Genomic DNA, 13,148 nt, shown 5'->3' on the forward strand with positions numbered 1-13,148 from the left:
TTTTAAACCTCTTTTCCATCTTCCGGTTGAGATGCAAGACACCTGAACCGTTCAATATTTTCACGCCCGCCAAGCACGCCGACAATATCTCCATCCGCAAACTGAAAAGATCCGTCCGGGTTCTGGATAAAATGGTCGTTGCGAAGCACACCGGCTACGGAAACTCCAGTCACCGTGCGGATTTTACTGCCCGCAAGGGATCGGCCCACAATTTCAGCTTCTTCATTCACTTCAACCCAGTTCAGATTGATGGACTCCGCGGCCTTTCTCAGCCGAAAAAGCTGGGCAGCCTTTGGATAATTACGTTCCACATCGGATGTATACCTCTCCCTGCGCATGGAATCCATTACATTTTGGATTTCAACCGCAGGAAGGCAAAAATTAAACAAAGTCTGACGAACCATCTCCAGCCCGGTCTCGAATTCAGGCATGATAATATGATGCACGCCCAGTTCATTTAGCACTTCCAAGTGCTCCGGGTTGCGGGAAAGGGCCACCACAGGAGATTGCGGGGCCAGATGGTGCACCTTCTCCAGCACGGCAGTGGAACCGCGCACAGAAGGAATGGTCAAAAGCACCATGCGCGCATGGGATACACGGGCCGCTTCAAGCACAATTTCCTGTCCGGCATCGCCGTAGATCACAGCACGTCCGGCCTCGGCAGCCTGCTCCACCTTATTGGCGTTAAGCTCAACAACCACATGGGGAATATCAATTTCACGCAGGGATTCAGCAACATATGATCCAAACCGCCCATACCCGAGAATGACCACATGTCCGTCAAGTTCACTTTCGGGAAGGTTAACAGTCTGCAAGGGATCGGCCTTACGGCGACTTTGCAACATGGAATAAAGCGGTCCGGTACAGGAGGCCATGATCGGGGTAATGAGCATGGTCACAATGCCCACGCCCATGAAAAGGGGGAAATGCTCTTTGGGAAAAGAGCCGGACTCAGCCCCCTGTTGCAAGAGCAGAAAAGAAAGCTCGCCCACCTGAAACATGCCCAGCCCCAAGGCCAGCGGAATTACATTGCGGTAGCGAAAGATTCGAGCCATAGCTCCAAAAATGAACCCTTTACCCACAAGAATGGCAAGAGCAAGAATCAGGATGGTCCCGATATGCTCCCAGACGTAAAAAGGATCAATAAGCATACCCACGGAAGCGAAGAAAATAAGGCTGAAAATATCGCGCAGGGGCAGGATATCGCTTAAAGCCTGATAGGCATAACGTGATTCGCTGAGTACCATTCCTGCCACAAAAGCTCCGAAAGCAAACGACAAACCGAGCATATGGGTGGCATAGCCGATCCCAAGCCCGATGGCACTGCACGAGAGCATGAACATTTCCCGTGAATTCCACCCGGCAACAATGCGCATAAACTGCGGAATAACGCGCGACCCGAGTACAAACATGGAAACAAGAAAAAGCACGGTCTTGATCCCGGCCATACCCAGTTCCTGCATGCCGAAGGTATCCGAGCCGAGCTGGGGCATAATAATCAACATGGGCACGATAACAATATCCTGCACCACCAGCATACCGAGCATGACCCGGCTGGACAGGGTTCCTACCAGCCCTTTGCTTTCAAGGGTTTTCAAAACCACCATGGTACTGGAAAGGGCAATAAAAGCCCCGAACCAGATGGAAAGATGCGAATCCCAGCCCATGAGCTGCCCGGTTCCCCAGCCGAATCCCATGGTCAGGATGATCTGCAACGGTGTGCCGATCAGTGCCACATGGCGCACCGGCTTAAGTTCCTTGATGGAAAATTCAATACCGAGGGTGAACAAAAGCAAAGCCACCCCGATTTCGGCCAGCAATTCAATCTCATGCACACCGGAAACGGTTATACCACCGGTATGCGGACCGACCAGCACCCCGGCGACAATATAGCCCAGTAAAAGAGGCTGGCGCAGCATGCGGGCTATAAATCCACCCAGCATACCTGCAACAATAAGGATAACAAGATCAGAAGCGATTCCCAAAACGACTCCCTCCGCTATTCACTAAGGTGCTCAGCACAATGCACACAATAACGGCTCTCAGGCAGGGCCAACAGCCGGGCAATGGGAATATCCTCGCCACACTCCTCGCATTCTCCGAAAAACGGATCATTTTCCAGCCGGTTAAGTGTATCTTCAAGGTTCAGAATCCGTTGCCGTGACTGGGCAATGGATGACTTGTTAATACCCTGATTGAGCATGGTATCAAGCCGGGAAAGCCTGCCGATAGCTGCATCCGGCTTGACCGGATCTACTGTTCCTTCCAGATCTTTTACCTGCTTGGTAAGATTTTTAATTTCAACTTTGATCTTATTTTTAAGTTCTTCTTTTTGTTTATCATTCATACTTTTCTCCATTAAGCTTCCAAGCTTACCTCCGCCCAGTTCAGCTTGCAAGATTAATCGACCAAAAAAAGAAGCCCCCTTTGCATACCCAATTGGTTTGCAAAGGGGGCTTATGTCTATCCTGACTGCTTATTTTTTATCGGGCTGAATATCCTCAATAACAGTATTCAGGCTTGAAGCCATTCCGGCTACTTCCTGAACCGCATTGGCGGACTCGCTCATGACCTGAGAAGTCTCAAGGGAAATCCTGCTGATATCCTCAGTGGCCCTGTTGATTTCCTCACTGGTGGCGGACTGCTGTTCCGCGGCAGTGGCAATGGCCCGGACCTGATCCGAAGCATTGACAACCAGTTTAACAATTTCAGTCAAAGTCTGGCCTGATTCATTAGCAAGATCACTACTGCGTTGCGCGGAATCCGCAGCATCTTCAGTGGCGGAGATATTCTGCCTTGTCATATTCTGAATCTTGGAGATGGCACTGCCGACTTCCCCGGTGGCGGACATGGTATTCTCAGCCAGCTTGCGGACTTCATCAGCAACAACTGCAAATCCGCGCCCGGCTTCCCCGGCCCTTGCAGCTTCAATAGCGGCATTGAGGGCCAGCAGGTTGGTCTGATCGGCAATATCATTAATAACGCCGAGTACGTTTCCGATTTCCTTGGCTTCAACTCCAAGCTGCTCCATGGACTCTTTCAGTTCATCAGCCTGAGAACGCACACCGTCAGCGGATTCAATCATCTGCTGCACCAGTTTCGAGCCGTTTTGCGCTTTGTCACGGGCCGAATCCGCATCTTCGGCTGCAAGCCCGGCATTCTGCGCCACTTCAAGTACGGTAGCATTCATCTCTTCCATGGCAGTGGATGTTTCAGCAACGCGGTCCCGCTGTTCCTGTGCGCCCCGGTTAGACTGCTCAATCTGGGCGGAAAGCTCTTCCGCAGCACTGGAAAGTGATTGCGAAATCTGCTCTGCATCAGCGGCGGCATGGGTAATCCGCTCATTCTGCTTCTCGATTTCAATCCCCTGCTGCCTGATCTCGGTCATATCAACGATTACAGTCAACGCTCCAAGCATAACCCCATCCATATCATGGAACGGAGTGGCTGAAACAAATAGATGCTTCTCATTTCCTTTGTGGGAAGTATAAACTATTTCTTTTTCAAGCTTGCTGTTTTGTTCAATAGCCGCATGTGACATTGTGTCTCTACTGGAATCATTAAAGAAATACTCACCGGCATGAATACCATTAGAGTCAGCAGGGCTTCGACTAATTTCAATCAACTCACACATTTCCTGATTGACCCAGAGAATATTGTTATCAGGATCAACGATTGCGCAGGGAACGGTAAGTCCATTCAGCACACCTTCGGAAAAACCGAGCTTGTTCTTGAGCTCCGCAACCATGGTGTTGATCTTCTCGGCGAGATTTTCAAACTCGTACCTATATTTACCCTTCAACTCAGCCTTGAGATTTCCATTGGCTATTTCAGTTGAAAATTCAAGAATATTATCAACGGGATTCAAGACCAGTTTCCTAAGAATAAAGACCATTATCCCACCAAGCAGCAAAATAACCACGACTCCGCCTTCAAGCAGGACATTTCGCTGGTGGGTTGCCGCCGCAGTCAGATCGTCTTCATAGGCACTGACAACAATAGCCCAGCCTGTTCCGGGCATGGTTTTAAAAACCATATATTTGTCGCGGCCTTCCCATTCATAAGTGGTTCCGCCGTCCTTCTTGGAAAGGACAGTCTTAACAAAATCATATTTTGAAAGATCCTTAAGGTACAGCTTCTTATTCATAGCGTGAGCAATAATGCGTCCCTTATTGTCCAACATAAAGCTGTAGCCGTCTTTCCCCACCCTGAATGGATCAATGAAGTTTCTAGTATAACTTTCCCACTTGGGAAAAACTCCGATACCACCCACAACTTTACCGGAATAATCACGCACGGCATGGGCAATGGCGTAAATCATAATCCCGCCGCCGCTTTTGGAAATTAGGATATTGTCCTGAATGTAGAACTCGGTACCGGAAAGAATTTTTTTAACGTATCCGCGGGAAGAACGATCCGCCCCGCTCATATTCTTGCCCTTGGCATTATAACCGGCAACAACCTTACCGTTTTTATCAAAAAGAAAAGCCGCCCAGTAATCACTGGAGGAGTTTATAAGTGACTTAAGCAGTCCATCGATGGGTCCGGTATTGCCAAGCTCAAGGGCTTCACGGGCAGGTTCACCTTTTGCCATGATCCGTACCACGTCCGAAGTCTGCCCCATGTAAAGCTCAAGGGCTTTTTCCGACTGGTCAACCATGGACTGCATGGCATTCTTCTGCTCCTTAAACACCGCCTGATAAGTACTTCCCGCTACCCACCAGACCGCTATGGAAACAGTTAAGGCAATAAGGACAAAAACAATCACGGCAACAACTGAGTTAATGCTTTTAACCCTCATACGCAGTCTTCCCATTTTTTAATAGTTACTGAACCCACCACCAGCACTTACTAACCCACATTATTCATAACATAAAGACAGTGAATAAGACAATCGGCAGTAAATTATAAATTTGATACAGTTAACTTATCGGACAATGATCAGGATAGTTTACTCGCCAAATTCCAATATTGCCTGATATCGTTTTTTCTGCCACAAGTGGAAAACGCAAAAGCAAATAGCAACCAAAGAGGTAATAAAAATGAGCAACGAACCTGATAAGATCATATATTCCATGGTCCGGGTAAGTAAATTTTACGACAAGAAACCCATTCTTAAAGATATTTCCCTTTCATATTTCTATGGAGCGAAGATCGGCGTGCTGGGATTGAACGGCTCCGGTAAAAGTTCGCTCCTGAAAGTTCTTGCAGGCGTGGATGATAGCTTTGAAGGCGAAACCCACATTTCTCCCGGCTACACCATCGGCTACCTTGAGCAGGAACCGCTGGTTGATGAAACCCGCACTGTTCGTGAAGTGGTTGAAGAAGGCGCAGCAAACGTAGTTGCCCTCGTTAATGAATTCAACGAGATCAACGCCCAGTTTGCAGAGCCTATGGAACCCGAAGAAATGGACGCGCTGCTTGAGCGTCAGGCCAAGGTTCAAGAAGAAATGGACAATTGCGGGGCATGGGATCTCGAATCCCGCCTTGAAATGGCCATGGACGCCCTGCGCTGCCCTCCCGGCGACACCCCTGTTTCCGTTATTTCCGGTGGCGAAAAACGCCGCGTAGCCCTCTGCCGCCTGCTGCTTCAAGAGCCGGACATCCTGCTTCTTGACGAACCCACCAACCACCTTGACGCGGAATCCGTATCATGGCTGGAAAGACACCTCCAGAACTACGCCGGTACCATTATCGCCGTAACCCATGACCGCTACTTCCTCGACAACGTAGCCGGATGGATTCTGGAACTGGACCGCGGCCGGGGCATCCCCTGGAAAGGCAACTACTCTTCCTGGCTGGAACAGAAAGAAAAACGTTTGGCCAATGAAGCCAAGTCCGATGATAAACGACGCAAAACCCTTGCCCGCGAGCTGGAATGGATCCGCATGTCCCCCAAGGGCAGACGTTCCAAAAGCAAAGCCCGTATCAGCGCGTACGAATCTCTTGCCAATCAGCAGAGTGATGAATATTCACGCGAGCTAGAGCTCTACATTCCGCCGGGACCGCGCCTCGGTAAACAGGTTATTGAACTGAAAGGTGTGCGCAAGCAGGCCGGGGACAAGCTGCTTCTTGAAAATACCAGCTTCATAATCCCCGCCGGAGCCATCGTCGGTATTATCGGCCCCAACGGTGCCGGTAAAACCACCATGTTCAAAATGATCAGCGGACAGGAAACTCCCGACGATGGTGAAGTCGTTGTAGGTGAAACCGTACAGGTTACCCACGTTGACCAGCACCGCGATGCACTTGACCCTGAAAAGTCGGTGTATGACGTGATTTCCGGTGGCAATGAATTCGTCAAACTGGGCGACCGCGAAATCAATGCGCGTGCTTACGTAGGCAAATTCAACCTGACCGGGTCTGAGCAGCAGAAAAAATGTAAGGTTCTTTCCGGTGGTGAGCGTAACAGAGTCCATCTCGCGCTCATGCTTCAGGAAGGCGGCAACGTCCTGCTTCTTGACGAACCCACCAACGATCTTGACGTCAATACCATGCGTGCGCTGGAGGAAGGACTCAACAACTTCGGCGGCTGCGTTTTGGTTATTTCGCATGACCGCTGGTTCCTTGACCGCATCGCCACCCACATCCTCGCCTTTGAAGGCGATTCCTCAGCCTTCTGGTACGAAGGTTCATACTCCGAGTACGAGGAAGACCGCAAAAAGAGATTGGGCAAAGACGCCGACCAGCCCCACCGCATCAAATACAGAAAACTCACCAGATAATAAAAAATGGGGAAGAGCGACGCTCTTCCCCATTTTTTTATTCTACATAAGCTTCAGTCGATTGAATCTGCTTCACTACCCTGAATATTGCCGGGCAGACTTTATTTCGCCCGCCATTTTTGGCCCGGTACAATTGTTCATCCGCATCTTGAAGCAAAGCCTTAAAATCATCATGACCCTTCAATTCAGCAACACCGATGCTCACCGAAACAGGCAGGCAAGCATCATCAACATTAAACATTCTTTCCTTGATTCGTAACCGCAACCTCTCGGCGACTTTAATCCCGTCATGCAGACTGGAATGAGGAAGGATTATCACGAATTCCTCACCTCCGAGTCTCCCGAAATAATCAACCTCCCGCAACACATCAGCGCAACGTCTGGCAGTTTTTTTCAGTACAGTATCACCCACACAATGCCCGTGATCGTCATTGACCTTCTTGAAATGATCAATATCCATCATAAGCACTGCCAGTTTACTGTTAAAACGGCGTGCGGACTTGAAAAGGCAGTCCCCGGCCTCAAGAACCTTACGGCGACTGCACACCCCGGTCAGTTCATCAAACTCCACCAGCTTTTTCAGGTCTTCCATGGCCGCATATTCCCGGCGCAATGACCTGCCGAAAGTATAGAGGAAAAAGACTCCGAACATATTGGCAAGGAAAAGGTAAATCAACGAATTCACAAATGTTCCGGAATGAATGGGAACAACTGTAGCCAAAGATAAAAGATAAACAACGGACCCGGAAACAGCAGCAACAAAAGGCGGAAGAATACGGGGTGACAAAAGAATATAGTAGGCGAGAACGATAAAAACTGCGGTAGGCACACTAAGTGAACCGATGTCTGAAGACTTTACGACCAACTCCAGCGACTCCGCCCCCAAAACAGAAAACATGCACAAAGACATGAGCATGTACTGCATCCTGAGCCTGACTTTATCAACCAGAAGCAGAAAAAAAGCCAAACAACCAAGCAGGCACGCGCAGATTCTTCCCAGTAAAACAGTATGGAATTCGGACCCAAGACCAAGGTCAACATAATCACTGTATCCACCTGCAAAGTATGTAATAACAGTGACAAAATAAAGAAAAAGAAGCCTGAACCTGACTGAAGGCCATTTTTCTTTTTGAAACGACTCTTCAAGGGCAGATTTTTTAAATCCACCCATAAAATTTAATTTACCCACAGCCCCCCCCGAGCTAAAAACGAGGGCAAGATGTAACTGTGGGATTTTTATAAGTCAAGTCTGAGCATGCTTATGAAAATAAAAACATGCTTCAGGCAAACTAAAACAATATCGCAAGAATCACGACACCATATACTGTTCTGAAAAACTAATGATCAATACTTTAAACTGGCAAGTAATCCATTTTTTATAAAAAAAGAAATCTTTATCTCACCATTCTGTGCATCGTAAATACACGAAGACCACTCTTCAAAGATATCATTTCCTTGAATTTCATAGCTGACATTGCTCCACTGATAACGTGATACAGACTTCATTTTATTAAAATATTTACCAAGCGAAGAATCACAGCCGTTCGGAAGCCCGGAGCAGGCCCGCCACAAGCAAAGGCTTCCGGCCAGAATTTTCCAATCAAGCCCAGATGGAAGGTCTGCAACCTGAGAGGCTGCCTGCATGGGAATATGGACTTTTCCGGCTTCTGAAAAAACGTGGTTTATTTCCGGCAGACCTTCTCGCTCAAGCCGCACATCCCCCAGCTTGAACGGTGAGACATGCCCGAAATAAACAGCCCGAAAAAAACCTCCCGCAAGCTCAAAACAAAGCTCCAGTCTGGGAATCTGCCCCCGCTGCTGCAAAAGGTCCATCCCTTTAAAGGTAAGCGGACCAAAATCGGACGGAATTACCATGCCCGAAATATCATGCTGCGGCCCGAGCAGCAAAGACAAAAGATAAAGCGATGGTTTCTCAAAACAATCGGTGGAAATTTCATCAACGGACATCAGGACCTCTTTAATCGTGTTTCTTACAAGAACCTGTAATACCTATCTGTTTCAATCCACTGTTCAAAATCCGGGCAAAAAAACGGCCCTGTTCATCTTTACGAAATGCAACAAACAGCTCGTTCACACCAAAAGCCCTCGGTCCTATCTGAACAGTATCGCTGTTCTTTTTAACTTCAGGATCAGTCACAGCAAGGTAGCTGTAAACCACAGGGTCCACCACTGCACAATCAATTCTGCCCTTCATCACCTTCATTATGTTGCTTTTATCAGAAGGAGCAAAATCAGCTTTTATGGTTCCGTTGGCAACAGCCTCATCCAACTGCGGGGTATTCACATACCCGGCCACAAAGCCCACCCGGAGTCCGGCGAGGTCGTCAACGGTGCCCCAGCTTACAGGACTCTTCCTGCGCTCCAGAAGACTTACCGGACTACAACCGTAACTCTTTGAAAAAACATACTTCTCAGCCCTTTCACTGGAATAGTATTCTGGAAAATAACCTACAACCTGAAAATCGGTCTCTACCATACGCATTGACCTTTTCCATGGAAGGAAAAGAATTTTCAATTCATACCCCATGGCTGCGAAAGCCCTGCGTACAATGTCAGCACTGGTCCCTTTGCCGGGAAGATGCTTGCCCACATAAGGAGGCCACTCAAGAGAACTGAGATAAACAACTTTATCAGCACGGGCACTTCCGGCACTAAGCCCCAGCACGAGCAGTGTTATGGCGATGAAGGTTTTAATGTGACCGGTAAACATAGCAGAACTCCAATTATGATTCACATAAACATGTACCTTTTCAGCTAGTTGAGCAAGTGCAAAAACATAAAAAAGAAGTGCGCCACATGGTGACGCACTTCAATCAAACCACAACCGGATATTTATGTGAACAGGAGGAGATTTCCAGTCGCTTTCCGCCTCACGAAAGAACTTCTGCAACAGTTCACTGTTTACGCCGGAGACAATACATCCGGCTCATCAACAGCAGACCATGCGCTCCAAGAACTACAGACAGAGTGGACAACCTGATATGTACAGTTGCCGATCCTGCGGACACGGCAACCGCTTTCCCGTCAAATCGGAAAACAGGGCTGCGACCATACGGGCCTCCAAGGAAAACCCAGCTATCTCCTCCCGGTAACTCATCAAAGAAGATGTCTTAACTATAGAATAAGCATTCTTCCCGGTTTGTCAGCCTCACATACGTTCAAAATCATCCCCCCGGCTCCAATGCCGCGACAGCGGGACTTTCTCTATGCACAACAGCTGAGAATCTCGATCCATCATTAGGAACAGTAAAAAATTGCATTGTTTCCTGCAACTTGACGGCCTGAGCAGACAATTCCTCGGAAGTGGAAGACAGTTCTTCAGCAAAAGCTGCATTTCGCTGGATAACCTCATCAAGCTGGGTGATTGCCTTTGAAATCTGCTGCCCGCCTTCAAACTGCTCACGGCTTGCCGCAGCAACTTCGGCTACAAGCTCTTCGTTACGGTTGATGTCTTTAATCATTCCGCCAAGCACGCTTTTAGCCCTTTCAGCAACCTGAAGACTTGATCCGGTCAATTCTCTGATCTCTCCGGCTGCAACCCCGCTCCTTTCAGCAAGCTTACGAACCTCGGATGCAACAACAGCAAAACCTTTACCGTGTTCTCCGGCTCTTGCGGCCTCGATGGCGGCATTAAGTGCCAGAAGATTGGTCTGGCGGGCGATCTCTTCAATGATAGATGTTTTTTCAGCAATATTATGCATGGCATCCACAGTCTGGGCCACTGCCTCCCCGCCGTTTTCAGCCTCACGGGCAGTCTTCACCGCGATCTCGCGAGTTTCCTCAGCAAGCTCGGTGTTCTTGGAAATATTTCCAGTCATCTGAGAGATGGAAGCTGACACTTCCTCCACAGAAGCGGCCTGTTCAGTCGCCCCCGCAGAAAGATGCTGGGCTGAAGCGGAAACCTCTTCACTGCCTGCGGCCACCTGCTCAGCTGCGGACTTCACGCCGATGACAACCCCGCGCAAGGATGAAATCATACTTCCCAAAGAGCGCATCAAGCTTCCTATTTCATTGGCAGAGTCACTGGAAACAGTATCAGTAAGATCACCGGAAGCCATCTGCCCGGCCACCCTCATTCCGCCGCTAACAGGGGAGATTACCAGCCTGCGCACTGAAAAATAAACAATGCCGCAAACCACCAGAACAATTAGGACACCTACAATTATCAGCACATTACGCTGCATAACCGCAGCCGATGCCAAGTCACTTTCATAAGCGGTAAGCATCACCAGCCAGCCGGTTTTAGGATCGGTCTTGTAAATCATGGCCTTACTGCGACCCTGCCAGTCGTAAAATTCTTTCCCATTGTCAGCGGCAAGTGCCCTTTTCATAAAATCATATTTGCTTAAATCTTTTAAAATCAATTTTTCCGCAGGGTGGTAAAGGACCAATCCTTTGGCATCAGTTACAACTCCGTACCCTTCCGTACCAACCACAACTGGCCGCACAAAACGGTCGGCAAATTTCATCCAGTCACCGAAAACAGCTATTCCACCCAAGACGTTACCCTGAGCATCCTTGACCGCAGAACTGGCACCGAAAAGCAGGCTTTTATCAGTCTTGGACCTGAAAACCGATTCAGTGATGTAGGTCTCTTTACCTTTTAAAACAGCTTTAACGTAATCGCGGGAACTGATGTCCAGCCCATCCAGAACTCCGCCCTGACTGGTTTGTCCGGAAAGAATCTTCCCATGACGGTCAAAAACCAGCACGGCCCAGATAACTTCGTTATTGCGCATGGTTTCTTCAAATAATTTCTTGGCGGAGGAACTATCTTTATCAAAAATTTCCCGAATACCCTCCTGACCTGACAAATTTTTTACCACCGCGACAGTGTCGGTAATAAAAAGGTCGAGGGAAGAAGTAATGATTGCAGCCTGACTAGCGGCAGATTCCATGGAATTGTCGAGAACCATTTTATATGAGGAACTCTGAACGTAAAAAACAAGCCCGCCTATTCCAGCCAAAATAGGTATGATAATCGGCAACAGGATTACTCTCAGTAAACTTTTGGATATCCAATTCATGTTAAATCTCCCTATTTGAATTTGCAAAATAACATGACCACTCACAATTACTTTAAAAATAACGAATGCAACTTTAACTCAACAATAAGTCTTCGTCCAACACAAAAACAAACAGCCCTGTATCTATTATCATTCTCCCGCTAACCAACGACAAAAAAAGCCCACAAGCTTGAATGCTTGTGGGCTAAAAAAGTTCTTAAAACAAAATCTACGAATCAACCATCATTTCTGCGCACTCCATGGCAGCTTTGAAGCTGTCCAGTGAAGCTTTCCCGGTTCCGGTTATGTCGTATCCGGTTCCATGGTCCGGGGAAGTTCGAGGAAAAGGCAGACCAAGAGTAATGTTCACCGCCTCGCTGAAATGGAGCAGCTTAAGCGGTGCCAACCCCTGATCATGATACATAGCCAGCACGGCACTGTAATCACCCTGCGCTGCGAAATAAAAAACAGTATCACCGGGAAACGGCCCTTCAACATCAAAACCTTTGTCCCGTGCTTCAGCAATAGCGGGTTCTATGACTTTAATCTCTTCATCTCCAATACGCCCGGATTCCCCGGCATGTGGATTTAACCCGCAAACCGCAATGGGCTTACTAAGTCCCAGAGACTTTACCAGACCGTCAGTAAGCTCAATACAACGCAAAATCCGCTCTTTGGTAACCAGCCCCTGAATATCCACAAAACGGGGATGGGTGGTCACCAGACTGACCTTGAGCTTCGGTCCGCCCAGATGCATGCAGACATTTTCCCGACCTACTCCTGAACGGGTAGCCAGAAATTCCGTATGGCCCGGAAAATCAAACCCGGCCAATTGCAGCATGGCCTTATTCAAAGGACAGGTAACCAAACCTGCAAGCACCTTCCTGTTCAGCAAATCCATGGCTGTTTCCATGGCTTCCCCGGCACAGCGCCCACCTTCAGGGTCCGCAACACCGACCTGCAATTCAAAATCATCCAACACTTTCGGGCAGTACAAATAATTTCCCGGCTCCGCGTCCACAATCTTTTCAGGATCATCAAGTACGGTATAAAATTTTTCATGCCCCAGTTTTTCCAAATGATACACCAACCCATTCTCCGGCCCGATCATCAAATAAGCACGGTCCGCTTTGCGCTCTGCCAGCAACCGGCAAGCCAGCTCAGGTCCCAAGCCATTAGGGTCACCAAGAGTAATACATATATTTTTCATAAGATCTCCTTAAAAGATGCCTCCGGCGGCTGGTTCCCCAGACCCCATCCCTTCAAAACTTTTTAATTTGCTTCGCATATGCCTCACAGTCCGACTTTCAAAAAAAAAGACCGCAATATCTTTGAATATACTGCGGCCTTGATTTTTATAACTATTCACTCGCGAAGCGGCGAAGCCTCGATAAAA

Annotated in this window: 9 protein-coding genes; 1 reads left to right on the top strand and 8 read right to left on the bottom strand. The window is 48.3% G+C overall.

Annotated elements, in window-relative coordinates; genetic code table 11:
- Window positions 1–2 precede the first annotated feature (2 nt).
- The 3 genes from FMS18_RS08150 to FMS18_RS08160 form a co-directional block, all read right to left on the bottom strand.
- Window positions 3–1,985, bottom strand: coding sequence for a cation:proton antiporter (locus FMS18_RS08150; RefSeq protein ID WP_163293284.1), 1,983 nt, complete (start codon window positions 1,983–1,985; stop codon window positions 3–5).
- A gap of 14 nt (window positions 1,986–1,999) precedes the next feature.
- Window positions 2,000–2,347, bottom strand: a complete 348-nt coding sequence (locus FMS18_RS08155; RefSeq protein WP_163293286.1) for a TraR/DksA C4-type zinc finger protein — start codon at window positions 2,345–2,347, stop codon at window positions 2,000–2,002.
- Between the two features lie 129 nt (window positions 2,348–2,476).
- Complete coding sequence (locus tag FMS18_RS08160; protein ID WP_163293288.1) at window positions 2,477–4,801, bottom strand: methyl-accepting chemotaxis protein; 2,325 nt, start codon at window positions 4,799–4,801, stop codon at window positions 2,477–2,479.
- Window positions 4,802–5,042: 241 nt separating this feature from the next.
- Between FMS18_RS08160 and ettA the strand changes: the two genes are divergently transcribed.
- The gene (gene ettA, locus FMS18_RS08165; protein WP_163293290.1) at window positions 5,043–6,725 is read left to right on the top strand and encodes an energy-dependent translational throttle protein EttA; all 1,683 of its coding nucleotides are present in this window, start codon (window positions 5,043–5,045) and stop codon (window positions 6,723–6,725) included.
- Window positions 6,726–6,762: 37 nt separating this feature from the next.
- On the opposite strand, the gene FMS18_RS08170 is transcribed toward ettA, so the two are convergent.
- The 5 genes from FMS18_RS08170 to pdxA form a co-directional block, all read right to left on the bottom strand.
- Entirely contained in the window at window positions 6,763–7,914 is a 1,152-nt protein-coding gene (locus FMS18_RS08170; RefSeq protein WP_163293292.1) for a GGDEF domain-containing protein, read from the bottom strand.
- A gap of 155 nt (window positions 7,915–8,069) precedes the next feature.
- A complete protein-coding gene (locus FMS18_RS08175) occupies window positions 8,070–8,693 on the bottom strand; it encodes a hypothetical protein (protein ID WP_163293294.1) in 624 nt (207 codons plus the stop codon).
- A 10-nt stretch (window positions 8,694–8,703) separates the two neighbouring features.
- On the bottom strand, window positions 8,704–9,456 hold the full coding sequence (locus FMS18_RS08180; protein WP_163293296.1) for an ABC transporter substrate-binding protein: 753 nt from the start codon (window positions 9,454–9,456) through the stop codon (window positions 8,704–8,706).
- Between the two features lie 454 nt (window positions 9,457–9,910).
- Entirely contained in the window at window positions 9,911–11,773 is a 1,863-nt protein-coding gene (locus FMS18_RS08185) for a methyl-accepting chemotaxis protein (RefSeq protein WP_163293298.1), read from the bottom strand.
- A gap of 208 nt (window positions 11,774–11,981) precedes the next feature.
- Entirely contained in the window at window positions 11,982–12,962 is a 981-nt protein-coding gene (gene pdxA / locus FMS18_RS08190) for a 4-hydroxythreonine-4-phosphate dehydrogenase PdxA (protein WP_163293300.1), read from the bottom strand.
- Window positions 12,963–13,148: the final 186 nt, after the last annotated feature.

The organism is Desulfovibrio sp. JC022 (genome assembly GCF_010470665.1).
GTDB lineage: Bacteria > Desulfobacterota > Desulfovibrionia > Desulfovibrionales > Desulfovibrionaceae > Maridesulfovibrio.